General features: G+C 70.1%; 23 protein-coding genes. 10 read left to right on the top strand and 13 right to left on the bottom strand.

Annotated elements, in window-relative coordinates; all coding sequences use genetic code 11:
- Window positions 1–4 precede the first annotated feature (4 nt).
- Entirely contained in the window at window positions 5–931 is a 927-nt protein-coding gene (locus H7K45_RS17145) for an iron-sulfur binding domain-containing protein (protein ID WP_263997092.1), read from the bottom strand.
- Between H7K45_RS17145 and H7K45_RS17140 the strand changes: the two genes are divergently transcribed.
- Both H7K45_RS17140 and H7K45_RS17135 read left to right on the top strand, forming a co-directional pair.
- Window positions 930–1,550 (top strand): carbonic anhydrase, encoded by a 621-nt coding sequence (locus tag H7K45_RS17140; RefSeq protein WP_263997091.1) that lies wholly within the window; start codon window positions 930–932, stop codon window positions 1,548–1,550. The two genes, H7K45_RS17145 and H7K45_RS17140, sit on opposite strands and share 2 nt — an antisense overlap.
- A gap of 59 nt (window positions 1,551–1,609) precedes the next feature.
- The gene (locus H7K45_RS17135; protein ID WP_263997090.1) at window positions 1,610–2,398 is read left to right on the top strand and encodes a hypothetical protein; all 789 of its coding nucleotides are present in this window, start codon (window positions 1,610–1,612) and stop codon (window positions 2,396–2,398) included.
- Window positions 2,399–2,421: 23 nt separating this feature from the next.
- Here H7K45_RS17135 and disA read toward each other — a convergent pair whose 3' ends face one another.
- Genes disA through H7K45_RS17120 form a run of 3 tightly spaced genes read right to left on the bottom strand, consistent with a single transcriptional unit; the run spans window position 2,422 to window position 5,604 of the window.
- On the bottom strand, window positions 2,422–3,540 hold the full coding sequence (disA, locus tag H7K45_RS17130) for a DNA integrity scanning diadenylate cyclase DisA (RefSeq protein WP_263997089.1): 1,119 nt from the start codon (window positions 3,538–3,540) through the stop codon (window positions 2,422–2,424).
- Window positions 3,541–3,548: 8 nt separating this feature from the next.
- Complete coding sequence (gene radA, locus H7K45_RS17125) at window positions 3,549–4,964, bottom strand: DNA repair protein RadA (RefSeq protein ID WP_263997088.1); 1,416 nt, start codon at window positions 4,962–4,964, stop codon at window positions 3,549–3,551.
- A 46-nt stretch (window positions 4,965–5,010) separates the two neighbouring features.
- Window positions 5,011–5,604, bottom strand: coding sequence for a copper chaperone PCu(A)C domain-containing protein (locus tag H7K45_RS17120; protein WP_263997087.1), 594 nt, complete (start codon window positions 5,602–5,604; stop codon window positions 5,011–5,013).
- A gap of 317 nt (window positions 5,605–5,921) precedes the next feature.
- Here H7K45_RS17120 and carD point away from each other — a divergent pair, with 317 nt between their 5' ends.
- The 4 genes from carD to rlmB are packed head-to-tail and all read left to right on the top strand — an operon-like array spanning window position 5,922 to window position 9,305.
- Window positions 5,922–6,410, top strand: coding sequence for an RNA polymerase-binding transcription factor CarD (gene carD / locus H7K45_RS17115; protein ID WP_149481142.1), 489 nt, complete (start codon window positions 5,922–5,924; stop codon window positions 6,408–6,410).
- Between the two features lie 34 nt (window positions 6,411–6,444).
- A complete protein-coding gene (ispF, locus tag H7K45_RS17110) occupies window positions 6,445–6,924 on the top strand; it encodes a 2-C-methyl-D-erythritol 2,4-cyclodiphosphate synthase (RefSeq protein WP_263997086.1) in 480 nt (159 codons plus the stop codon).
- Between the two features lie 36 nt (window positions 6,925–6,960).
- Complete coding sequence (gene cysS, locus H7K45_RS17105; protein ID WP_263997085.1) at window positions 6,961–8,367, top strand: cysteine--tRNA ligase; 1,407 nt, start codon at window positions 6,961–6,963, stop codon at window positions 8,365–8,367.
- On the top strand, window positions 8,367–9,305 hold the full coding sequence (gene rlmB, locus H7K45_RS17100) for a 23S rRNA (guanosine(2251)-2'-O)-methyltransferase RlmB (RefSeq protein WP_263997084.1): 939 nt from the start codon (window positions 8,367–8,369) through the stop codon (window positions 9,303–9,305). Before cysS ends, rlmB begins: the two co-directional genes overlap by 1 nt.
- Here rlmB and H7K45_RS17095 read toward each other — a convergent pair.
- The 4 genes from H7K45_RS17095 to bluB all read right to left on the bottom strand — a co-directional run bounded on the left by H7K45_RS17095 (window position 9,289) and on the right by bluB (window position 12,954).
- Window positions 9,289–10,515, bottom strand: coding sequence for an MFS transporter (locus tag H7K45_RS17095; RefSeq protein ID WP_263997083.1), 1,227 nt, complete (start codon window positions 10,513–10,515; stop codon window positions 9,289–9,291). The genes rlmB and H7K45_RS17095 overlap by 17 nt on opposite strands.
- Before the next feature lie 83 nt (window positions 10,516–10,598).
- Window positions 10,599–11,519, bottom strand: a complete 921-nt coding sequence (locus tag H7K45_RS17090; protein ID WP_263997082.1) for an MBL fold metallo-hydrolase — start codon at window positions 11,517–11,519, stop codon at window positions 10,599–10,601.
- Window positions 11,516–12,283, bottom strand: coding sequence for a LamB/YcsF family protein (locus H7K45_RS17085; RefSeq protein ID WP_263997080.1), 768 nt, complete (start codon window positions 12,281–12,283; stop codon window positions 11,516–11,518). Before H7K45_RS17085 ends, H7K45_RS17090 begins: the two co-directional genes overlap by 4 nt.
- A complete protein-coding gene (bluB, locus tag H7K45_RS17080) occupies window positions 12,271–12,954 on the bottom strand; it encodes a 5,6-dimethylbenzimidazole synthase (RefSeq protein WP_372512569.1) in 684 nt (227 codons plus the stop codon). The genes H7K45_RS17085 and bluB overlap by 13 nt, the downstream gene beginning before the upstream one ends.
- A 24-nt stretch (window positions 12,955–12,978) precedes the next feature.
- Here bluB and H7K45_RS17075 point away from each other — a divergent pair, with 24 nt between their 5' ends.
- A complete protein-coding gene (locus tag H7K45_RS17075) occupies window positions 12,979–13,794 on the top strand; it encodes a sulfurtransferase (protein WP_263997079.1) in 816 nt (271 codons plus the stop codon).
- Here the strand turns inward: H7K45_RS17075 and H7K45_RS17070 are convergent.
- Genes H7K45_RS17070 through H7K45_RS17060 form a run of 3 tightly spaced genes read right to left on the bottom strand, consistent with a single transcriptional unit; the run spans window position 13,781 to window position 16,357 of the window.
- Complete coding sequence (locus tag H7K45_RS17070) at window positions 13,781–14,644, bottom strand: metal ABC transporter permease (protein ID WP_263997078.1); 864 nt, start codon at window positions 14,642–14,644, stop codon at window positions 13,781–13,783. The two genes, H7K45_RS17075 and H7K45_RS17070, sit on opposite strands and share 14 nt — an antisense overlap.
- Window positions 14,637–15,428 carry a metal ABC transporter ATP-binding protein gene (locus H7K45_RS17065; protein ID WP_263997077.1) on the bottom strand — a complete coding sequence of 264 codons (792 nt, stop codon included), beginning with the start codon at window positions 15,426–15,428 and terminating at the stop codon, window positions 14,637–14,639. The genes H7K45_RS17070 and H7K45_RS17065 overlap by 8 nt, the downstream gene beginning before the upstream one ends.
- Window positions 15,425–16,357: a metal ABC transporter solute-binding protein, Zn/Mn family gene (locus H7K45_RS17060; protein ID WP_372512567.1), complete on the bottom strand. Its 933-nt coding sequence runs from the start codon at window positions 16,355–16,357 to the stop codon at window positions 15,425–15,427. The genes H7K45_RS17065 and H7K45_RS17060 overlap by 4 nt, the downstream gene beginning before the upstream one ends.
- 213 nt (window positions 16,358–16,570) lie before the next feature.
- On the opposite strand from H7K45_RS17060, the gene H7K45_RS31535 reads away from it, so the two are divergent.
- Together H7K45_RS31535 and H7K45_RS17050 are read left to right on the top strand one after the other, a co-directional pair.
- Window positions 16,571–18,775 carry a hypothetical protein gene (locus H7K45_RS31535; protein WP_263997076.1) on the top strand — a complete coding sequence of 735 codons (2,205 nt, stop codon included), beginning with the start codon at window positions 16,571–16,573 and terminating at the stop codon, window positions 18,773–18,775.
- Window positions 18,776–18,805: 30 nt separating this feature from the next.
- Window positions 18,806–19,906 (top strand): Rv3575c family transcriptional regulator, encoded by a 1,101-nt coding sequence (locus tag H7K45_RS17050; RefSeq protein WP_263997075.1) that lies wholly within the window; start codon window positions 18,806–18,808, stop codon window positions 19,904–19,906.
- On the opposite strand, the gene otsB is transcribed toward H7K45_RS17050, so the two are convergent.
- Window positions 19,903–20,652, bottom strand: coding sequence for a trehalose-phosphatase (gene otsB, locus H7K45_RS17045; RefSeq protein WP_263997074.1), 750 nt, complete (start codon window positions 20,650–20,652; stop codon window positions 19,903–19,905). The two genes, H7K45_RS17050 and otsB, sit on opposite strands and share 4 nt — an antisense overlap.
- 3 nt (window positions 20,653–20,655) lie before the next feature.
- The gene (gene kstR, locus H7K45_RS17040) at window positions 20,656–21,261 is read right to left on the bottom strand and encodes a cholesterol catabolism transcriptional regulator KstR (protein WP_263997519.1); all 606 of its coding nucleotides are present in this window, start codon (window positions 21,259–21,261) and stop codon (window positions 20,656–20,658) included.
- Between the two features lie 292 nt (window positions 21,262–21,553).
- On the opposite strand from kstR, the gene H7K45_RS17035 reads away from it, so the two are divergent.
- Window positions 21,554–23,701 (top strand): acyl-CoA dehydrogenase family protein, encoded by a 2,148-nt coding sequence (locus tag H7K45_RS17035; protein ID WP_263997073.1) that lies wholly within the window; start codon window positions 21,554–21,556, stop codon window positions 23,699–23,701.
- Window position 23,702: the final 1 nt, after the last annotated feature.

The following is a 23,702-nucleotide window of genomic DNA, read 5'->3' as shown; positions in this document are numbered from 1 at the left end:
CAGGCTAGTTCACCAGCACGTTCGAGGTCCCGGCTTCACCGCCTTCTCCGCTGAGCGCGAACAGCCCGTCGGCGGTCTGCTCGACCAGGCCGTCGACGAGCAGTGAGTCCAGTGCGCGGTCTCGCTGCGCGGGATCGGTCAGCCACACCACGTCCAGCGCGGCGCGCGCCACCGGGGCCTCGTTGGCCCGCAGGACGTCCAGCAGTTTGCCGCGGACCTGGCGATCGGTGCCTGCGAACTTCTGGACGCGCCTTGCCGGCTCGGTGGACGGCGGGAAGCCGGCCGAGCGCCAGGCGCAGATGCTCAGCGGGCACACCCCGCACTTGGGTGAGCGGGCCGTGCAGACGATGGCGCCCAGCTCCATCAGGGCAATCGAGAACTCGGGCGCACGTTCGTCGTCGGGCAGGATGGCGTCCACGTCGGCGAGGTCGCGGACGCTGGCGGGGGAGTCGGCGCGGCCGTGCACCACCCTGGCGACCACCCGCCGAACGTTGGTGTCCACCACGGGAACTCGCTTGCCGTAGGCGAAGCAGGCGATGGCCCGTGCGGTGTAGGTGCCGACGCCGGGCAGCGCCAGCAGGGCGTCGACGTCGTCGGGCACCACGTCTCCGTGCTCGGTGGCGATCACCGTCGCACATTCATGCAGGCGCTTCGCCCGACGCGGGTAGCCGAGCTTTCCCCACGCCCGCAGGACGTCGGCGGCGCTGGCGGCGGCGGTCGCCGAGGGGGTCGGCCAACGGGCCACCCAGTCGCGCCAGATGGGGTTCACTCGCGCGACGGGAGTCTGCTGCAACATGAACTCGCTGACCAAGATTTGCCAGGCCGGAACGCCAGGCTGACGCCACGGCAGATCACGCCGCGCATGTGAATACCATTTGAGCAGTTCACCCGCGTCGACCATCAGGACGGACTCCAGGCAGAATGTGGCCATGCCGAATACGAGTCCGATAACCGCATGGAAGGCACTCACCGAGGGTAACGAGCGCTTCGTCGCCGGTACCCCTGAGCACCCGAGCCAGAGCATTCAGCATCGCGCCAGCCTCGCCGAGGGGCAGAAGCCGACCGCTGTCCTGTTCGGTTGCGCTGACAGCCGCGTCGCCGCCGAGATCATCTTCGACCAGGGTCTTGGCGACATGTTCGTGGTGCGCACCGCCGGTCACGTGTTGGATTCCGCGGTTCTGGGTTCCATCGAGTACGCGGTGACGGTGTTGAACGTGCCGCTCATCGTGGTTCTCGGGCATGACAGCTGCGGTGCGGTCAAGGCGACGCTCGACGCGCTCGACGACGGCGCGGTGCCGGGCGGTTACGTTCTCGACATCGTCGAACGCGTCACCCCGTCGATCTTGCTGGGCCGCAAGGAGGGCCTGACGAGGGTCGACGAGTTCGAGGCTCGACACGTCACGGAGACCGCGAAGCAACTCGTCAGTCGGTCCAAGGTGGTGTCCGACGCCATCGAGTCCGGCAAGCTCGCCATCGCAGGCGTGACCTATCACCTCGCCGACGGTCGGGCGGTTCTTCGCGAACACGTGGGTGACATCGGCGCAGGCTAAGGGGCGACACGCCGGGCGAGGTCAGACGGCTAGGTGTGAGCTGGCCTTACCGTAGATTCGTGCTGGAAACTGAACCGCATCACCCGCTGCCGCCGGAGATCTACCGGCGGAGACGGTTCCTCGCGATCGGCGTCGGGGCACTGGCCCTCGTCATCGTCATCGCAATCTCGGTGGTGGTGTTCTCCAACAGCACCGGCGGAGACTCGACCGCCACGCAGCCGTCCACGACGGCGACCCCCGCGGCGACGCAGCTTCCCGGCGCGAATCCCGAGGTCAAGACCCCGATCCTGCCGCCGGCTCAGCAGTCGCCGTCGCCGACTCCGACCCCTGCGTCGGCCGTCGTGCCGCCGCCGGTGCTCAAGGAGGGCGACGACTGCCCCGACTCGACCCTCGCGGTCAAGGGCATCACCAACCAGCCGAACTACGTCGTCGGTGATCAGCCGAAGTTCACGATGGTCGTCACCAACATCGGCCTGGTGGCCTGCAAGCGCGACGTCGGCGCCGCGGTGCTGGCGGCCTACGTGTACGGCCTGGACAACAACCGCCTGTGGTCCAACCTCGACTGCGCGCCGTCCAACGAGACCCTGGTCAAGCAGTTCAACCCCGGTGAGCAGGTCACCACCGAGGTCACCTGGACCGGAATGGGCTCGGCCGCCAACTGCCCGCTCCCTCGCCAGCCGATCGGTCCCGGCACCTACAACCTGGTGGTCCAGTTGGGCAACCTGCGGTCGGCGACGGTGCCGTTCACCTTGGCCGCGCCGGCCAACGTGCCTGCCGGCGAGGCGCCCCCGGCTCCCACCGACGCGCCCCCGCCAGAGGTGCCCGCACCCGCGCCCGCCGGCAACTAGTCACGCGGCGTCGAAGGCTCAGCTCAGGCGAGCTGGTCGGCGATCGTCGACTCGGCCAGCTGGGACAGTCCCTCACGAATGTGCCTGGCCCACATCGACCCGATGCCGTCCACCGACTGCAGATCGTTCGCACTTGCCGCCAGCACGCCCTGGAGCGACCCAAAGGACCGGACCAGCAGGTCCACGTGGGCGAACTGCAGCCGTGGGATGCCGGCCATCGCGCGGTATCCCCGGGAGCTCATGGCCGAGTCTTGCGCCTCGAGCGTCGAGGGATAGCCGAAGACCCGTGCCAGGGCGGTGAAGTCGAGGAGCTCGTTGTCGCTGAGGGTGTCGAGCTCGTCCAGCGTCGCGAGGACCTGCGCGGTCGAGGGCGGGTCCGGATTGGCGTGGTAATCCCTGGCAATCAGCTCGCGGGCGGTGTCGTTGTCTCCGACGAGCTCCTCGAGCTGCAGTTTGAGCTGACGGCCGTCGGTGCCCAGTTCGACCACGTCGGCGTCGATCTCGAGGCTGATGCGACGCACCATCTCGAGGCGCTGCACCACCGTCATGACGTCGCGCAGCGTGACGAAGTCCTCGATCTCGGCCGTGGACAGCTGCCGGTTGACCTCGTCGAGGCGCGTCTTGTAGCGCTCCAGGGTGGCGATCGTCTGGTTGGCCCGCGACAGGATGGTCGCCGAATCGGGCACCACGTGTCGTTCGCCCGCCACGTAGACCGTGACGATGCTCATCGAATGGCTTACGGAGACAACGGGATAACCGGTCTGCACGGCAGTGCGCTCGGCGGAGCGGTGCCGCGTGCCCGACTCGTCGGTCGGGATCGAGGGATCGGGGACGAGCTGGACGTTGGCGCGCAGGATGCGGGTGCCGTCGCTGGACAGCACGACCGCGCCGTCCATCTTCGACAGCTCGCGCAACCGCGTCGGCGCGTAGGCGATGTCCAGTGCGAAGCCGCCGTCGCAGATGGCCTCGACCGAGTCGTCGAAGCCAAGCACGATCAGGGCACCGGTCCGGCCACGCAGGATGCGTTCCAGACCGTCGCGCAGCGCGGTGCCCGGTGCGAGCTGCCCGAGGGTCTCACGCAGCGTCGGTCGAGCAAGCTGGACGACGTTGCCGCGTCCGCCCCTGGCAGCCTTCACGGCCATCACCACTCCTAGCGTCGGCCGCCATTGTCCCTCACATTGTCGGAGATGTTCCTCAGCACCCGCAAGGCGCCCGAGATGTTGTCGGCCGACTGCACGGCCAGACCGGCAGGCACGTCCGTCACCCCCGGCGGCACCACCGCGCACGTGAACCCCAGCCGCGCAGCCTCGGCCAGGCGTCGGTCCATGCCCGTCACCCGGCGCAGGTCGCCGGCGAGGCCGACCTCGCCGATGGCCACCACCGTCGTCGGCATCGGGATGTCGGCGTAGGCCGAGGCGATTGCCAGGGCCACCGCCAGATCCGACGACGGATCGGTCAGGCGCATGCCGCCGACCGTCGAGAGGTAGATGTCGTTTTGTCCGACGTTGAGGTGCGCGCGCTTCTCCAGCACCGCGGTGATCATCGCCGCGCGGGCCGAGTCGATGCCGCTGACCGCCCGCCGCGGATTGCCCGCGGATGCGGAACCGATCAGTGCCTGGACCTCACCGATGAGCGGCCGCTTGCCGTCGAGGGTCACCGTCACCGACGTTCCAGGCACCGGTGCCGGACGCTGGTCGAGGAACAACCCCGACGGGTCGGCGACGCCCTCGATTCCGTTGTCGTGCAACAGGAAACAACCGACCTCGTCGGCCGCGCCGAAGCGGTTCTTGACCCCGCGCACCATGCGCAGCGCCGAGGCCCGGTCACCCTCGAAGTGCATCACGACGTCGACGAGGTGCTCGAGGGACCGAGGGCCGGCGATCGCTCCCTCCTTGGTGACGTGGCCGACGAGGATGATCGCCGCCCCGTTGGATCCGGCAGCCTTCGCGTGCGAGGTCAACGCGGTGGTGACCGCGCGGATCTGGGTGACGCCACCGGTGACGCCGTCGGCCTCGGTGGTCGACATCGTCTGCACCGAGTCGACGACGATGAGCGACGGTCGTACCTGTTCGATGTGGCCGAGCGCGGTCTGCAGGTCGGACTCCGCGGCCAGGAACACCTCGTCGTGGGTGCAGCCGGTGCGTTCGGCGCGGAGCCGAATTTGTCCGGCGGACTCCTCGCCGGACAGGTACAGGGCGCGCCGACCGGACCGCGCCCAGCGATGGACGACCTCGAGCAGCAGCGTCGACTTCCCGACGCCCGGCTCGCCCGCCAGCAGCGTCACGGAACCGGGGACCAGACCGCCGCCGAGCACCCGGTCGAGTTCGTCGACGCCGGTGCTCACGTGTCGGGTGACGCCAGGATCTATCGAACTGATCGGAACGGCGGGCGAACTGGGTGCCACCGCGCGGTTGGCGACCCCACCGGAGATCGGGGTGAGCATCGGGATCTCGTCGACGGTGCCCCAACTACCGCAATCGGGGCAGCGCCCGACCCATTTCGCGGTGACGTGCTGGCACTCCGAACAGCGGTGCTGCGAACGAGCCTTGGAACCGACCTTTGCCACGTGTCGACCGTATCGGTCCGCACCGACAGATCGGCCGCGCTGAAGGTCAGTGACCGCCCGTGTCGGTCTCGGCGCCTGCCTCGACGGCGGCCTCGCGCCGCGGGGCCTCGCCTGCCGAGATCGGGACGTTGACCTGAGTCTGGCCCGACCGCTGGAACGTGAACGTGAACGGGTAGTTGATGCCGTTGGTGATCGGCTTGGTCAACCGGACCACGGCCTCGGCCGTGTCGGCGCCCTCCGTGGCGTCTAGCGCACTGGGCACACCGTCGGGCGTCCCGACGATCAGGGTGCCGCCAGCGGGCACGCGGAGGTCGCCGGTGAGGCTCACGGTGCCGATGTCGGACGTGATCGACACCAGCCGATCCTCGTTCTCGGCGGACTCGTTGACCGCCACGAACAGCACTTCGGCCTGGTCGCCGGGCCGGACGAAGTCGGAGGTCTGCGGTGCGCGCAGATGGACGTTGCGCAGCGCGATGCCCGAGGTGGGGTCGCCGACCCAGGCGAGGGTTCCGTTGACGGCCGGCTGCTGCGACGCGGTCTGCGAGATCTGGCCCGCGCCGCAACCGGACAGGACGACGGCGGCGGACAGGCCGCACGCCGCCAGTGCGACCACGGAAGTCCGCGATGTCGAGAGGGTCACTGCAGCCTCCTGCTTGGCGACGGGACGACGGTGACGTGCATCCCGAGTGTCGACTATGCAGAGTAGTAGGTGCCGGCGAGGGGCGGTAGGCGAGGGCTCGTCGAACTGCCAGGAGACGGGGTCTCGGCCCTCGCCGAGGACGCGTCCCCAGGGTGCGCCGATGGGCGGCCCGGGGTTGCCCAGTGATCTGCGCGTTGCACGGATTCCTGGCCGTGTCAACCCCTAGTTGTCACCCGCGGTGCCCCTGACCTGCAACGTTGCGCAACACCCGTCGTAGCCCCGTGCTAACATTGGGTTGTGAAAGGGGCTCTAATCTGATGATTTTCAAGGTCGGAGACACCGTTGTCTATCCACATCACGGTGCTGCATTGATCGAGGCGATCGAAAGCCGAACCATCAAGGGCGAGCAGAGGGAATACCTCGTCTTGAAGGTTGCGCAGGGCGATCTCACCGTCCGAGTTCCCGCGGACAACGCCGAGTACGTCGGCGTCCGCGACGTCGTCGGACAAGAAGGTTTGGACAAGGTCTTCCAGGTGCTGCGCGCGCCCCACACCGAGGAGCCGACCAACTGGTCGCGTCGGTACAAGGCCAACCTGGAGAAGCTGGCCTCCGGTGACGTGAACAAGGTCGCCGAGGTCGTGCGTGACCTGTGGCGTCGCGATCAGGAGCGTGGGCTGTCCGCGGGCGAGAAGCGCATGCTGGCCAAGGCCCGGCAGATCCTGGTCGGCGAGCTGGCCCTGGCCGAGAACACCGACGAGGAGAAGGCCGAAACCATCCTCGACGAGGTTCTGGCCGCCGCGTCCTGACGTCGCGCCGCGCCTCGAGGTGCGGCCTGGTTCGATGAACATCAGGATCGGTCTTGGGACCGACGTACACCCGATCGAGGCAGGGCGGCCGTGTTGGCTGCTGTGCCTGTCGTTCGAAGATGCCGACGGTTGTGCTGGGCACTCCGACGGGGACGTCGCCGCGCACGCATTGTGCGACGCCCTGCTCAGCGCAGCCAGTCTCGGCGACCTGGGTTCGGTCTTCGGCACCGACCGTCCGGAGTGGCGTGGTGTTGGCGGTGCCGACATGCTGCGCCACGTGCACGGACTCTTGCGCGACGAAGGCTTCCGAGTCGTCAACGCCGCGGTCCAGGTGATCGGCAATCGGCCCAAGATCGGTCCACGCCGCGCCGAGGCGCAACGCGTGTTGTCCGGGTTGCTCGACGCGCCGGTGTCGGTGTCGGCGACCACCACCGACGGGCTCGGCTTGACCGGGCGCGGGGAAGGGCTGGCCGCAATCGCGACGGCCCTGTTGACCACAGACGAGCAAGGATGACTGTTGAGCACTGACGGGCCGGTAAGCTGGCCCGTCGTGACCGTTGCGCCCCTGCGAATTCACGACACCATGACGGGTGTGGTGCGCGATTTCGTGCCCCTTCGTGACGGACACGCGTCGATCTATCTGTGCGGCGCCACCGTTCAAGGCTTGCCCCACATCGGCCACGTCCGCAGCGGCGTCGCGTTCGACGTGCTCCGTCGATGGCTGACGGCCAAGGGTTTCGACGTCGCGTTCATCCGCAACGTCACCGACATCGACGACAAGATCCTCACCAAGGCCGCCGACGCCGGCCGACCCTGGTGGGAGTGGGCGGCGACCTTCGAGCGCGCCTTCAGCTCGGCCTACGACTCGCTCGGCGTGCTGCCGCCGTCCGCCGAGCCGCGCGCCACCGGCCACATCACCCAGATGGTCGAGTTGATCGAGCGCCTGCTGACGGGCGGCCACGCCTATACGGGTGACGGCGACGTCTACTTCGACGTGCTGAGCTACCCCGAGTACGGCCAGCTCTCCGGCCATCGCATCGACGACGTCCACCAGGGTGAGGGCGTCGCCACCGGCAAGCGCGATCCGCGGGACTTCACCCTGTGGAAGGGCGCCAAACCCGGTGAACCGTCGTGGCCGACGCCGTGGGGTCCCGGTCGGCCCGGGTGGCACACGGAATGCGTCGCGATGTGCGAGGAGTACCTCGGCCCCGCATTCGACATCCACGCCGGTGGCATGGATCTGGTGTTCCCGCACCACGAGAACGAGATCGCCCAGGCACGGGCCGCTGGCGACGGCTTCGCCCAGTACTGGATGCACAACGGCTGGGTCACCATGGGTGGCGAGAAGATGAGCAAGTCCCTGGGCAATGTGTTGTCGATTCCGGCTGTCCTGCAACGGGTTCGGGCCGCCGAGCTGCGCTACTACCTCGGCTCCGCGCATTACCGGTCGATGCTGGAGTTCTCCGAGACGGCGCTACAGGACGCGGTCAAGGCCTACACCGGCATCGAGGACTTCCTGCACCGGGTGCGCAATCGGGTGGGCACCGTGGTGCCCGGCGACTGGACCGAGAAGTTCGGCGCGGCACTTGACGACGACCTGGCGGTCCCGACTGCGCTGGCCGAGGTGCACGCCGCGCGGGCCGAGGGCAACCGCGCGCTGGACACCGGCGACCACGACACGGCGATGACGCACGCCAGATCCATCAGGGCGATGATGGGCATCCTCGGCTGCGACCCGCTCGACGAGCGGTGGGAGTCGCGCGACGAGACGTCGGCTGCGCTCGCCGCCATCGACGAGCTCGTCCATTGGGCCCTGGCGGGTCGCGCGGAGGCCCGTGAGCAGCGAGACTGGGCGAAGGCCGACGAGATTCGCGATCGACTCAAGGCGGCGGGCATCGTCGTCACCGACACCGCCGACGGACCTCAGTGGGAGCTCGGCGACGGGAGCAACAAGTAATGGCAGGCAACTCCCAACGGCGCGGCGCGGTCCGCAAGGCGGGCACCAAGAAGGGGCCGACGACCGGTTCGGGCGGCGTGCGCAGGCGCGGGCTGGAGGCCAAGGGCGCCACCCCGCCGGCCAGCGCGCGACCGCACCACCCCGCCGGCAAGCGCGCGGCGGCTGCGGCCCGCAAGGATCAGGGGCGGCACAAGAAGACCGACGAGACCGAGGTCGTGCTGGGCCGCAACCCCGTCCTGGAGTGCCTGCGCGCCGGTGTGCCTGCCACGGCGCTGTGGGTGGTCCTCGGCACCGAGTCCGACGAGCGGCTTACCGAGTCGGTGCAGCGTGCTGCGGACAAGGGCATCGCCATCCTCGAGGTGCAGAAGCACGACCTCGACCGCATCAGCGCGAACGGGCTGCACCAGGGCATCGCCCTGCAGGTGCCGCCGTACGACTACGCCCATCCCGACGATCTGCTGCGGGCGGCCAGGGCCGATTCCACGCCGGCGCTTCTGGTGGCGTTGGACAACATCTCCGACCCCAGGAATCTCGGGGCAATCGTGCGGTCGGTGGCCGCGTTCGGCGGCCACGGTGTGCTGATTCCGCAGCGCCGCTCGGCGTCGGTGACGGCGGTCGCGTGGCGGACCAGCGCGGGTGCGGCGGCGCGACTGCGCGTCGGGCGCGCCACCAACCTCACCAGGACGCTGAAGAGCTGGGCCGACGAGGGTCTGCAGGTGGTGGGTCTCGACGCCGGTGGTGACACCCAGCTCGACGAGCTCGACGCCACCGTGCCGATGGTCGTGGTGGTGGGCTCCGAGGGCAAGGGACTCTCACGCTTGGTGCGGGAGAACTGCGACGCAATCGTCTCGATCCCGATGGCCGGGCCGACGGAATCCCTGAACGCCTCCGTCGCCGCCGGTGTGGTGCTGGCCGAGATCGCTAGGCAGCGGCGCTAGCCGTCTGCTTGGTCTCGGGCATGAACCGGGCGTAGAGCACCAGACCCACGGCCGCGATGGCGGCCAGCGTCCAAAACGCGATCGTGTAGCCCTCGGCGACGATGACGAAGCCCGCCACCGTCGCGCTGAGCGACGCGCCGAGGCCTTGCACGGTCGCGACGGCGCCCTGTGCGACGTTGAACCGCCCCGATCCGCGGGTGAGGTCGGCGATGACGATCGGGAACAGCGCTCCGAAGATGCCCGCGCCGATGCCGTCGAGGGCCTGCACGGCCAGCAGCCAGGCCGCGTTGTCCGACACGGTGTAGAGCAGGCCGCGCAGCGTGAGTACCGCGAACGCCACCAGGAAGATCGGTTTTCGGCCCCAGCCGTCGGCCTTGCGTCCCACGACGATCGCCACTGGCACCATCACCAGTTGGGCGGCCAGGATGCACAGCGCAACCAGAGACGTGGCGCTGTCCTTGCCGACCACGCGGGTCAGCAGTTGGCTCACCGAGGTGAGCATCGCCGCGTTGGCCAGATGGAACGTGAAGGCGATGATCGCGAAGATCAGCAGCGGACGGTTGGTCACCAGCGTCGTCCACGCGCCGACGGACGCGCCGCCGTCGTCGTCGGGGGTGAGGCCGCGGGCTAGGTCGTCGTCGATCTCGTCGCCGCGGATGCGCATGGTGGCCACGACGCTGAGCACGGCCAGCACACCCATCAGCCAGAACACCACGACCGGGCCCATCGACCAGGCCAGCAGCGCGGCGACGCCGGCGGCGGTGGCGTTGCCCGCGTGGTTGAAGGCCTCGTTGCGACCGACCCTTGGCGCGAACATCTTCGGGCCCATCAGGCCGAGGGTGACCGCGGCGATGGCCGGTGCGAAGACCGCCGCGGCGAGCGAGGCCACCGACTGGCTGACGGCGATCAGGGCGAAGCCACTGACGAAGGGCAGTACCACCGAGCTGACGGTGACTGCCAGGGCGGCGACGACGATGATCGCGCGCCGGTTCTTCACGCGGTCGATGAGAATCCCCGCCGGTGTTTGGGAGAGCAATCCGACGATGCCGGCGATCGTGATCACCGTTCCGACGGTCGCCTCGTTCCACCCGTGCTCGGGACCGCGCACCGCGAGGAGGTAGATCGCGAGATAGGGCCCCAGTCCGTCGCGGACGTCGGCGAGGAAGAAGTTGACGGCGTCCAGCGCGCGCAACGACTGGCGTGAGGGCATTTCGAGCAAACTACCGCACCCCGACCGATGCGGTCCGGTCCCATACCCGGCGTCCCGAACACGTCAGATTCGGCAGGCCATGGTCAGGTCCACGGGTCGGCGCGTTCGAACGCCGTCGGAAAGTGCAGTGCCACGCCGTCTTCGGCAGCGAGCCTGGACAGAGTTCGCATCGACGCGTCGAGGTCGTCGGCGGCATACGGCAGCGCCCGCAGCGGCTCGTGCAACGGCCGGAAGAAGTCGTCCCAGTGGATGACGACGACGCGGCGTGCGCCGACCGCGCGGACCGCCTCCTGCCAGTAGTCGACGACGTATCGTTCGGGTTGCAGGCCCAGTTGCCCGACGCCGAGGTAGACCACGTCGGCCCGCCTGCCGCGCAGCGCGCCGGGCACGAACCCGGCGCTGCCGACGACCAGCAGGCGTCGCCCGGACGGCCGATGGTGAATCAGCGTCGACCACGCTTCGCCGCATCGGTAAGCCGAGGCACGCACCGGCGGGACGACGGGTGCGTCGACGACGCCGGGGAAGCGGTCGGGCGGGCAGTGCGAACCCTCGACGAGTGTTACCTCGAACGCTCCCAACGAGATCGGCTCACCGGAGGTGGCGACGGTGAGTCGGTCGTCGGGCAGGCCCGCGCCGCGACCCAGGTGTGCCGCCGAGGTGCCGCCAACCAGCCTGCCCCCGGTGCGCTGGGCCACCACCGCGGAGTCCATGGCGTGGTCGAAGTGGGTGTGGACGGGGAGGACCGCCTCGAGGCGGTCGACGTTCAGGCGGGCCAGGCAGCCGTCGATCCGAGCCACCGACGGGGCGATGCTTCGGGTGCCCACCGCGAGAAGGCTTGGGCGGGAGAAGAATCCGTCGGTCATGAGGGCGGATTCGCCGTCGTCGACCAGCAGTGTGGTGACGCCGGCCCAGGTCACGGTCAGCGGCGAGGACGCGGTGGCGGGGGGTTGGTCGAAGAGCTCGCGGTAGGCGGCGAGGTCCGGCCTGCCGAGTTTGAGCCTCATCGGGTGAACGCTCGCAGGGTGACGCCGTCGGCGCCGAGACGGTCGCGCACGGCCGTCGCGCTCCGGACCGCACCGGGTGAATCACCGTGCACGCACACCGATTCGGCCGCGATCGCCACGGTCGACCCGTCGACGGCCTCGACCGTCCCGAGGCCCACCATCGACGACACCCGGGCCGCGATGGCGTCGGCGTCAGTGAGAACGGCGCCCGGCTCGCGCCGGGAGACCAGGGTGCCGTCGGGCTGGTAGGCGCGGTCGGCGAAGGCCTCGGAGACGGTTCGCAGGCCCAGAGCGTCGGCGGCGGCGAAGAACGCCGAACCGGTCAGGCCGAGTACGGGCAGGCCCGGGTCGACGGCGTGCACGGCCGCGGCGACGGCGACCGCTTGGCCCTCGTCGCCGACGATCGTGTTGTACAGCGCCCCATGGGGTTTCACGTAGCTGACGCTGGACCCGGCGGCGGTGGCCAGGGCCTGCAGGGCGCCAATCTGGTAGATCACGTCGGCGGTGAGGTCCTCGGCGGTCACGTCGACGTAGCGTCTGCCGAACCCGGCGAGGTCGCGGTAGGCGACTTGTGCGCCGATCCGCACGCCGCGTCGGGCCGCGGCGCGGCACACCCGCAGCAAGCCGGCCGGATCACCGGCGTGGAATCCGCACGCCACGTTGGCACTGGTGACGACCTCGAGCATGGCGTCGTCGTCACCGAGTGTCCACACCCCGAAGCCTTCGCCGAGGTCGGCGTTGAGGTCGACGGTCACGGTGGACACGTCGTCGAGCCTACGGCGGGTGCCGTGGATCCCCAGCCGTTCTCGGCGACGAATTCACCGAGCGGGCGCGCGTGCGTCCAGTCGTCGATCTCGAGTGCGGGCCGGTCGGGAAAATCTGGGACGGGACCCAGGCACAGGATGGCGACCGGTTGGGCGTCGTCGGGCATGGCGAGCAGCGCGCCGAGGCGGTCCGGGTCGAAGATCGACACCCACCCCATGCCGAGGCCCTCTGCGCGGGCGGCCAGCCACAGGTTCTGGATGGCGCATGACACCGAGGCAAGGTCCATGTGTGGCAGGGTGCGGCGGCCGAAGACGTGCCCGTCCCGCCCGTCCCGAAGTGCGACGACCAGCAACTCGGCGCAGTCCAGCACGCCCTCGACCTTCAGGCGCAGGAACTCCTCACCCCGGGGCCCCAGCGCCGCCGCGGTGCGCCCCCGTTCGTCGGAGACGAGGTCGTGGATCCGGTGCCGCAGGGCGGTGTCGGTGATGCGAATGAATCGCCACGGCTGCATCAATCCGACGCTTGGCGCGGCGTGGGCCGCGGCCAGCAACCGAGCCAGGACGTCCTCTGGAACCTCACCCGGGACGAAGCGCCGCATGTCGCGCCGCTCGGCGATGACCCGGTACACGGCCCGTCTCTCCGTCGCGCTGAACGCGTGCTGCTCGGCCACGCCGGTCAGCGTACGTTCAAGCGGGTGAGATCCGAGGTACTGGTCACGGCAAGCGAACTCGACGAACTGATCGCCTCCGGCACACCGCCGAGGATCCTGGACGTGCGGTGGCGGCTGGACGCACCCGACGGCCGGGCGGCCTACGAGTCGGGCCACGTCCCCGGCGCGGTGTACGTCGCCCTGGACGACGAGTTGAGCGATCACGGCGTCACGGGCCGGGGTAGACACCCACTGCCGTCGGGCGCCGCACTGCAGGCCGCGGCGCGGCGGTGGGGCATCCGGGACGGCGGCGCGGTGGTGGTCTACGACGACTGGAACCGGGCGGGGTCGGCGCGGGCCTGGTGGGTGCTGAAGGCGGCGGGCTTGGCCGACGTGCGCATCCTCGACGGAGGCCTACCCGCGTGGACGGGACCGCTGGAGACCGGAGTCGTGCGCCCGGAGCCGGGTGACGTCGTCCTGGCCCATCACGATCTCTACGCAGGCGCGCTGCCGACCCTGAGCGCTGACGACGCCGCGGCCCTCGGCTCCCGGTTGGCCGACGCGCGGGCGCCGGAGCGCTTCCGGGGCGAGGTCGAGCCGGTGGACCCCGTCGCCGGTCACATCCCCGGTGCCGTCAACGTGCCGAGTACGTCGTTGCTCGACGCCGACGGCCGGTTCCGCCCGACGACGGAGTTGGCCGACGCGCTTGGCGCCACGGCGGGGGCGTATTGCGGGTCGGGCGTCACCGCCGCGGTGACGGTCGCGGCGCTGGCGGTCGTCGGGGTGGACGCGGCGCTGTTCCCTGGATCGTGGTCGCAGTGGTCGGGAGAACCGGCGCGCCCGGTCGCTACGGGCGGCTGACGCGACGGCGGCTGCCGATCGCCCAGCAGGCCAGGAAGATTGCGAACGAGATCGTGGTCACGAACACCGAGACGGGCACCCCGGGGGCCAGGGAGAGCAGGATGCCCCCGACCGCGGAGATCTCGGCGAACACCACGGAGGCGACGATGGCCGCCGGCGGTGAGGTGAAGATGCGGGCCGCCGCAGCGGCGGGGGTGATGAGCAGAGACATCACGAGAAGGGCGCCGACGATCTGCACGCCCTGGGCGGCCGCGACGCCGACCAGCGCGGCGAAGACGATGCCTAGTGCGCGCACGGGTACGCCGCGGCCCGCCGCCACCTCGGGGTCGACGGTCGCGAACAGCAGCGGGCGGTAGCTCACCGCGAGGACGGCCGCCACCAGGACGGTGATCACGCTCAGAAGCGCCAGACCCGAGTAGCCGACGCCGACGATCTGTCCCGTCAGCAGGGCGAAGCTGGTTCCCGTGCGCCCCGGGTAGAGGTGGATGAAGAGCACCGCAAGGCCAAGGCCGAAGGCGAGCACGACGCCGATCGCGGAATCCCGCTCGCGGGTCCGTTGTCCGAGGAAGCCGAACAGCACTGCGGCCAAGGCACTTCCGACGAGCGCGCCGAGGCCGACGTTGAGCCCGGTGAGCAAGGCGAACGACGCACCGGTCAGGGACAGTTCGCTGGAGCCGTGCACGGCGAAGGACATCTGCCGCATGACGATGAACGGTCCGATCGCACCGGCCAGCAGCGCCAGCAGGGCCGCCGCGAGCAGCGCTTGCTGCACGAAGTCGCGCCGCAACAGGTCCACGGTGACGTCGAAGGCGAACAGCTGCGAGAGCAGTTCGGTCAGCCGGTCAGTCATGGTGATGTCCGCTCGCGTGCTCCGAGTTGTCGTGCGGGGTCTCGCAGTGCTCGCCCACGACGACGTACTGCTCGCCGATCTTCACGACCTGGACGTCGGCGCGGTAGAGCTCGGAGAGGGTCTCCGACGTCATCACCTCGGCGACGGTGCCGACGCGGAAGCGACCGTCGACCAGATAGAGCACCCGGTCGACGTAGGGCAGCACGGGGTTGACCTCGTGGGTGACGAACAGGACCGCGGTCCCGGCCTCGCGGCGCCGCTGGTCGATGAGCGCGGAGATCAGCCGGGCGTTGGCCGGATCGAGGTTGAGCAGTGGCTCGTCGCACAGCAGCAGGGCGGGGTCGGTGGCCAGGGACTGGGCGATGCGCACGCGCTGGAGTTCACCGCCCGACATCACCCCGACCGGCAGATCCCCGAGGTGAACGCCGTCGACCTGCTGCAGTGCGGTGGCGACGACGTCCCTCTTGGCGGCGCGCTGGCGGGGTCCGGTCAGGCCCCACCGGTGGCCGTCGTAGCCGAGGCCCACCAGATCGCGTCCGCGCAGCGTCAGGTTGCCGTCCATCGAACGATGTTGTGGCACATAGCCAATTCGTCCGGTGACGGTGGCGGTGCCGCCGCTGAGCGGCATCTGTCCGAGAAGCACCTTCAACAGAGAGGTCTTGCCCGTGCCGTTGGGGCCGAGGACCGCGATGAACTCACCGGCCCGCACGTCGAGGGTCAGGCCGGCCCACAGCACGCGGTCGCCGAACGCGAGGTGGGCGTCGGCCAGCTCGACGACCGTCATCCCGCCACGGCCGGGGCGCGGTCCAATTGGTCGGCGAACTCCGCGGCGGTACGCCGCTGCCAGCCGAGGTAGTCCAGGCCGTCCTGCAGCGTCTCGTCGACGGTGATGACGGGGACGCCCGACGTACGGGCGGCGTCTTGGATCTGGTTGGTCACGGGTGTCTCGGTCTGCCGGTTGAGCACCACTGCCGACACCCGATGCGCGGTGATCAGGTCGAGCATCGCGGCGACGTCGGCGGGCGCGGGGTCGTCCCCCTCCTCCACGGCGCTGGCGAAGGATGCGGGGGTGCGGTCGGCGATGCCGGCGGTGGCCAGCATGTAGTGCGCGACGGGTTCGGTCGCGACGACGGCGACGCCGGGGTGCTTACGCCCGATCGCGCGCTCGGACTCGGCGATCGCGTCCGCCTGGGCACCGAAGGAGGCCGCGTTGGCGCGGTAGGTGCTCGCGTTGGCGGGGTCGTCGGTCGCGAGGTGGTCGGCGATGCTCGCCGCCACGGCCTTGGCCGTCGCGAGGTCGTAGAACACGTGCTCGTTGGCGGGTTGGCCGTCGGATGGCTTCGCGGTCAGCGAGTAGGCGTCGACGGTGGTGACGTCCGGGTGGGCGAGCAGCACGTCATCGGCCCATTGGTCGTAGTGGCCGCCGTTGTAGACGACCAGGGTGGCATCGGCCATGGCGGCGGCGTCCGACGCGGTGGCCTCGTAGGAGTGCGGGTCGGCCGAGGCGCTGGTCAGGATGGAATGAACCGTTGCATGGTCGCCCGCCACCGCGGTGGCGATGCTGCCCCACACGTCGGTGGAGGCGACGACGGTCGGGTGGCTCTTGTCGCCAGTGGCGGGACTTCCGCACGCCGATGCGCCGAGCACGGTCACGGCAACGGCGACGGCGACGGCCAGCGGCAACGTGGATCGGACGAGGTGGCGACGACGCACGCGTGAACTCCCTGTACAAATGAAAATCGTTTCCAAAATGTTAGGGCATGGGCCGCTCCTCGGGCAAAGGCACCGCACATGGGGTCGACGAACCCAGAACCATAGGGGAATCCCCGATGCGACCACGGGCCGTCGGGGACGATCATCGTGACAGACGACGTCGTAAGGACAACGTCGGGCGCGAAGCGGCGAGGGGCATCGGCGGTGAGCAAGGTGAAACGCCTCCGGTGCGCGGGGGCCCTCGCGGCCGCCGTCGGATTCGGCTCGGTCGCGATGATCCACCCGGGCATCGCGCTGGCCGATCCGTCGGCCGACCCGGGCGGCGCGTCGCAGGTCGAGAGTCCGGGATCGGGGGACCCGGGCTCGAAGACGGGGTCCGAGGTGGTGTCGTCTGGGGGGTCGGCACCACCTATGGGGGCGGGCTCCGTCGTTGCCGGGTCGGGGTCTGACGTGTCGTCGGGCCCCGGCCAGGCCTCCGGGTCGACGACGTCGTCGTTCGACCCGGCGCCCGGGGTCTCCATTCAGAGTTCGGGCGGCGCGCTGACCTCCGTCCTCTACGGCACCGATCCCGGTCACCCCGAGGCGACGACGGTGGGCGATTCGTCGGCGGGGGGTTCGTCCACGGCGTCGACCTCCAGTGCGTCGACCTCCAGTGCGTCGACCTCCACCGCGACGACGACGTCGGCCCCGGCCACGACGACCCCGGTCGCCGCCCAGTCGGTCTCGGCGGTCGAGCCCGTCGAGCCGGCGGTAGCCGTCACCGAGACCCGCGTCGCCGCGCGAGGTGTGGCGGCACCGTCGGGGGACGTGGTCCGCGCCGGAATCGTCGACGACGTGCTCGCGTCGACGTCGTCGACGCCTGCCCGCACGACGATCTCGCTCCTGGCGGCTGCCAACGGAACGCCGTCGGGCGCCGGTGACCATTCGTCGACCGTAGGCGGCGCCGCCGAACCGGTCCTCGTCGCCGCCCGACCGCCGGCCGCGACGCCCACCGACGACGGGCCTGCGCCCGAACCGGTGGCGACCTTCACCGGCATCCTCGCCGCGGCCTTGGCGCCGTTGGTGGTCCCGGTGCCCGGCAGCCCGGTCGACGCCCCCACGCTTTGGGTGGTCCTCGCGTGGGTGCGGCGCCAATCCGAGGGTGTCCCCGTGGGACGAGGACGGTCCCCGGTCGCGGCGCCCAGGCAGACCGAGATGGTGCTTGCCGACCCGGCAGCTCCCCGGGCGGTGGTCGACGGGGTCGACCGGACGACGGGGCGCGTGCAGGGGCACGTCGACCTCGGCGGCTCCGAGCCGGACGGCTCGCCGACCCATGCGTTGGTCGGCCATCTGGACCCGCGGGTGGGCGCCGCCACCGTCGACCCCGACTCCGGGCAGTGGACCTTCACCCCCACCCCCGCCGCCCGCCTGGCGACGCATCTGCAGCTGGGCGCCGGCGTCGTGACGTTCGCCGTCGGCACGTCCGACGGTCGGACGGTCGACGTCGAGGCCCCCGTCGACCCGGCTGAAGCCGTCGTGACCGGGACCATCGACGTCGGCTCGGGCCTGACCTACGGCATGGCGGTCATCGGGGACCGGCTCTACGTCCTCAACGGTTCCGACGACGCCGCGGGCAACGGCTCGGTGAAGGTGGTCGACGCGCCGACCAGATCGGTCGTGGGTTCGGTCGAGGTTGGCGGCATGCCCTTCGCGATGGCGGCCAGTGGCCGAATGCTCTACGTCGGCAACGCCGACGACGGCACGGTGTCGGTGATCGACTCGCGGACCAACGCCGTCGTCGACGTCGTGCACGTGGGGGCCAACCCGTTCGGCCTCGAGGCCACCGCCGACCACCTCTACGTGGCCGATCTCGCGGGCACGGTGTCGGTAATCGACTTGGCCGACAACACCGAACTGGTCCGCATCCCCGTCGGCGGCGACCCCTTCGCACTGGCCGCCACGGCCGACCGCGTCTACGTCACCAACTACGGCGGCGGCACCGTCGCGGTGCTCGACTCGACCACCAACACGGCCGAGGGCGCCGAGACGGCCGGCTACCCGTACTACGCCGCCGTCGTCGGCAAGCGGCTGTACGTCGTCAACGTGGCCACCAACGCACTCACCGTCGTCGACCGGTCCACCACCACCGCGGTCGACGTCGACCCCAAGACCCGTGCCCTGGACGCGATCCCACCGGATGCAGCGCCGGTCGACATGGTCGTGCGTGGTGATCGCTTGTACCTGAGCAACATTCACTGCGGCACCGTCACCGTCGTCGACGTCGCCACCAACCGAACCGTCGAGAACGTCGGGGTCGGCATTCAGCCCGGACTGATCGCCGCGAGCCGCGACGGCCGTACCGTCTACGTCTCCGACGTCATGGGCGGCACCGTGCGAGTCATTACCAGCGTGCGCCACGCAGCCCAGTCGACGGTGTGAACTGCGCCGAATCCGCTAGCGTCATACTCCATGTCCAGAGGACCAGCGCCACGCCGGCGCGCAACCCTGGCGTCGCTGGCCGCCGAATTGAAGGTCTCGCGCACCACCATCTCCAATGCCTACAACCGGCCGGATCAGCTCTCCGCCGACCTCCGCGAGCGCGTGCTGGCCACGGCCAAGCAGCTGGGCTACGCCGGACCCGATCCCGTCGCCCGATCGCTAAGGACCCGCCGGGCGGGCGCCGTCGGCCTGATCCTCACCGAGCCGCTCAACTACTCGTTCCGGGACCCGGCGGCCTTGGACTTCGTGGCGGGGCTGGCCGAATCGTGTGAGGCGGTCGGACAGGGACTCCTGCTGGTCGCCGCAGGCCCCAACCGCAGCGTGAGTGACGGCACCGCCGCCGTGCTGTCCGCAGGCGTCGACGGGTTCGTCGTCTACTCGGCCTCAGACGACGACCCCTATCTGCAGGTGCTCGCCCAGCGAGCGCTCCCAATCGTGGTCGTCGACCAACCTCGCGACGTCCCGGACGCGTCGAGCATCGGCATCGACGACCGGGCCGCGATGCGCGGCGTGGCCGAGCACGTGATCGGACTCGGCCACCGCCACATCGGCGTGTTGACGATGCGCCTGGGACGCGAATGGCCGCACGGTGACGCCCAGGCTGCCGAGGCCGACGTCCAGCGGATGGACAACCCGCACTTCTACGTTCAGCGGGAACGCATCCGCGGAACGCTCGAGGCGATGGAAGCCCATGGCCTGCAGCCTGATTCGTTGACCGTCGTGGAGAGCCGCGAACACCTGCCCACCTCGGGCGGCGCGGCGGCCGAGGTCGCGTTGGAGATCAACCCGCGCATCACCGCGCTGATGTGCACCACCGACGTCCTGGCGCTCTCGGCGATGGACTATCTGCGGGGGCGGGGCATCTACGTGCCGGGGCAGATGACCGTCACCGGATTCGACGGCGTGCCAGACGCCTTGGCGCGCGGGCTGGTGACGGTCAAGCAACCGAGCGTCGAGAAGGGCCGCCGGGCAGGGGAATTGCTGCACACCCCGCCGCGATCGGGGCTCCCCGTCGTGGAGATCCTCGACACCGAGTTGGTGCGCGGCCGTACCTCGGGCCCGCCGGCCTAGCCTCGCCGACGCTCGAGCAGGTGGTGCAGCGACTCCGCGACGTCCTGGGGCGAGTCGACCCGGTAGGCGGCCAGCGTCTCGCCGGGGCCCACCTTCACGCCGACGTCGTCCCCGACCATCCGCCGGAACGCCTTCTCGTCGGTCACGTCGTCGCCGAAGAACACCGCAACCGTGGCGTCGGTCTGCGCGCGAATGACGTCGACCGCCTCACCCTTGTCGGTGGTGATGACGGCGAATTCGAGCACGTCCTTGCCCGCGGTGATCTCGACGCCCGAGGCGACGCCCACCGCGCGGGCCGCGTCCAGCACCGCCTCACCGTCGGAGGGCGAGGCGTTGCGGACGTGGATCGCCACGCTGGCGGGTTTGGGCTCGACCGTCACACCGGTGCGGTCCGCGGCAATCGCCTCGAGTTCGGAGGTGATGTTCGCCAGCAGCGCCTCGTCGACCTCCAGGGCGAAGCCGCTGTCGAATTCCGCGCCGTGGCTGCCGACGAGGTGGACGCTCGACGGCATGCCGGAGTACGCCCGCAAGGTGGCCAGCGCGCGCCCGGACACCAGGGCGACGTCAGTGGACGGCAGCTCGGCCAAGGCGCGCAGCGCGTCGGCGGCGCGGGGCAGCGGGCGAGCCGTGGCGGGATCGTCGACGAGGGGCGCGAGGGTGCCGTCGAAGTCGGAGGCGACGAGCAGCCGCGCGGCGCCCGCGGCGACGTCGAGGGCGCGGACGAGGTCTGCCGGTAGGTCACCCACGGGTCAGATCTTAGGGTGCTCCCCGTCGCCGATGAGCAGTCGCACCGCGAGATCCAGACGCTTGCTGACGTCGGTGGCCGAGGCGCGTCGAGTCAGCCACGCCAGCAGGTTGGACAGCCACACGTCGGAGATGACGCGGGCGATGTGGAACTGGTCTTCGGTGGGCTCGCCGTCGCTCATGGCGCGGGCGAACATCGAGTCCATCAGCTTGCCGACGTGATCGACCTCACCCGCGGCCGAGGCGTCGGCGAAGACGAATGCCCGCGTCATGGCCTCGGTGAGCAAGGGGTTGCGCTGCATGGAGCGGTTGAGCTTTCCGACCATGATGTTGAGTCGCTGATACGGGGTTCCGCCCGTCAGGGACGCCCGATCGGTCTTGGCGTCGATGCGTTCGAACTCCCGGCCCAGTGCGGACACCAGCAGGTGCACCTTGGAGGGGAAGTACCGGTAGAGGGTTCCGACGGCGACGTCGGCGCGCTCGGCGACCGCACGCATCTGAACTGCCTCGTAGCCGCCCTTGGACGCGATGGCGAGGGTGGCGTCGAGGATGCGCTTGCGCCGCTCGCGCTGCGCTTCGGAGCCAAGTTCGGACTCGGCCAGGACGGCCACCTTGGTCACCTGGCGGGGACCGGTCGACGACGACGCCCCTTGCCCCGGGCTGGTTGGTGCTCGATCGCTTGCTGGCACGGATGAACCGGACATGCGGTTGGCATCTCCTTCGTAGGACGCATTAGGTGAAAACGATACGCACGCGAACCAGGAATGTCCCACCTCCGTGCCCCCGGGTCACCGACCTGTCCTGCAGTGTTGCCAGTCGACTTGACGTTCGAACAGTGTCACCATTAGAACACGTTCTAGTGAGAAGCATCGTCTTCTCTCCGAGACCCAGGAGGGCCCGACGATGGCTTCGACAGGTTCGGTGTCCACCAGCATCACCGACGAGCAGTTTGCCGTGCGGGACCTCGTCCGGGACTGGGCGACCTCTGCCGGCGCCGTCGCGGCGGTGCGCGGCGTCGAGGCGGGCGACCCCGACGCGTGGCGGCCGGTGTACGACGGCTTCGCCGCGCTCGGCACGTTCGGGGTGGCCGTGCCCGACGAGCTGGGCGGTGCGGACGGCAGCGTCGAGGACCTGTGTCTGATGGTCGACGAGGCCGCCGCGGCCCTCGTGCCAGGCCCGGTCGCGACCACGGCCCTGGCCACCCTGGTGATCACCGACGAGAAACTCCTCGACGCGCTCATCTCCGGGCAGCGCACCGCCGGGGTGGCCCTGGGTGCCGACATCGCCTTCGACGGTGCGACGGTCACCGGCTCGGCGAAGTACGTCCTGGGTGCGGTGGTGGACGGGCTGCTGGTGCTGCCGACCCACGACGGCTGGGTGCACGTCGACGCGACCGCCGCCGGGGTGACGGTGGAACCGCTGCAGGCCACCGACTTCTCCCGCCCGCTGGCCCGCGTCGAGCTGACCTCGGCCCCGGCCACCAGGATCGACCTGCCGCACCAGCGGGTCGTCGACCTGACCGCGACCCTGCTGGCCGCCGAGGCCGCCGGGCTGGCGCGGTGGTGCCTGGAGGAGGCCACCGAGTACGCGAAGGTGCGCGAGCAGTTCGGCAAGCCGATCGGCAGCTTCCAGGCGGTCAAGCACATGTGCGCCGAGATGCTCTTGCGCGCACAACAGATCGCCGTCGCCGCCGCCGACGCCGCGAGTGCGGCACCCGAGGGGGACGCCGACCAGCTGTCGATCGCCGCCGCCGTAGCCTCGGCGATCGGCATCGAGGCCGAGAAGGTCAACGCCCGCGACTGCATTCAGGTGCTCGGCGGCATCGGCATCACCTGGGAGCACGACGCGCATCTCTACATGCGGCGCGCCTACGCCAACGCCCAGTTCCTCGGCGGCCGGTCGTCGTGGCTGCGGCGGTGCGCCCGGTTGACGCGCGACGGGGTGCGGCGTCGGCTGCACGTCGACGTCACCGAGGGTGAGGACATCCGGGCCGAGGTGGCCGACACCGCGGCAGGCATCGCGGCGCTGCCGGAGGAGAAGCGTCAGGCCGCGCTGGCCGAGGCAGGCCTGATGGCACCGCACTGGCCCGAGCCCTTCGGGCGCGGCGCCTCACCAGCGCAGCAGTTGGTCATCGACCAGGAACTGGAGGCGGCGGGCGTGGTGCGGCCCGACATCTCGATCGGATGGTGGGCGGCGCCGACCATCCTGGGGCACGGCAGCCACGAGCAGATCGAGCGGTTCATCCCCGGCACGCTCGACGGCGACGTCTACTGGTGCCAGCTGTTCAGCGAGCCGGGCGCCGGATCGGACCTGGCGGCGTTGCGTACCAAGGCAATTCGAACCGATGGTGCGCACCCGAGAAGCGATGGACGGCCAGGCTGGTTGCTCACCGGTCAGAAGGTGTGGACGTCGAACGCGCACCGCGCCGACTGGGGCATCTGCCTGGCCAGGACGAACCCGGACGTCCCGAAGCACAAGGGCATCACGTACTTCCTGGTGGACATGAAGTCGCCGGGCATCGACATCCGGCCGCTGCGCGAGATCACCGGTGAGGCCCTCTTCAACGAGGTCTTCTTCGACGACCTCTTCGTGCCCGACGAGATGGTGGTCGGCCCGGTGGACGGCGGCTGGCCCTTGGCTCGCACCACGCTGGCCAACGAACGGGTGGCCATCGCCACCGGTGGCGCGCTCGACCGCGGGATGGAGCACCTCCTCGACGTGCTCGACGACGACCTCGACCCCGCCGAGGCCGATCGCCTCGGAGTGCTGATCGTGGCGGCTCAGGTCGGCGCGCTGCTGGATGCGTTGATCGCGCAGATGGCGGTCGGCGGTCACGACCCGGGTGCCGCGTCGAGTGTGCGCAAGCTGATCGGGGTGCGGTACCGCCAGAACCTCGCCGAGGCGATCATGGACTCCCGCGACGGCGCGGGCATCGTTGACTCGCCCGACGTGCGCTACTTCCTCAACACGCGGTGCCTGTCGATTGCCGGTGGCACCGAACAGATCCTGTTGAATCTCGCCGGTGAGCGGCTGCTGGGGTTGCCGCGTTGAC

Source organism: Mycobacterium yunnanensis, assembly GCF_025823185.1.
Taxonomy (GTDB): Bacteria; Actinomycetota; Actinomycetes; order Mycobacteriales; family Mycobacteriaceae; genus Mycobacterium; species Mycobacterium yunnanensis.
This window is presented reverse-complemented; position numbering and strand designations above follow the sequence as displayed.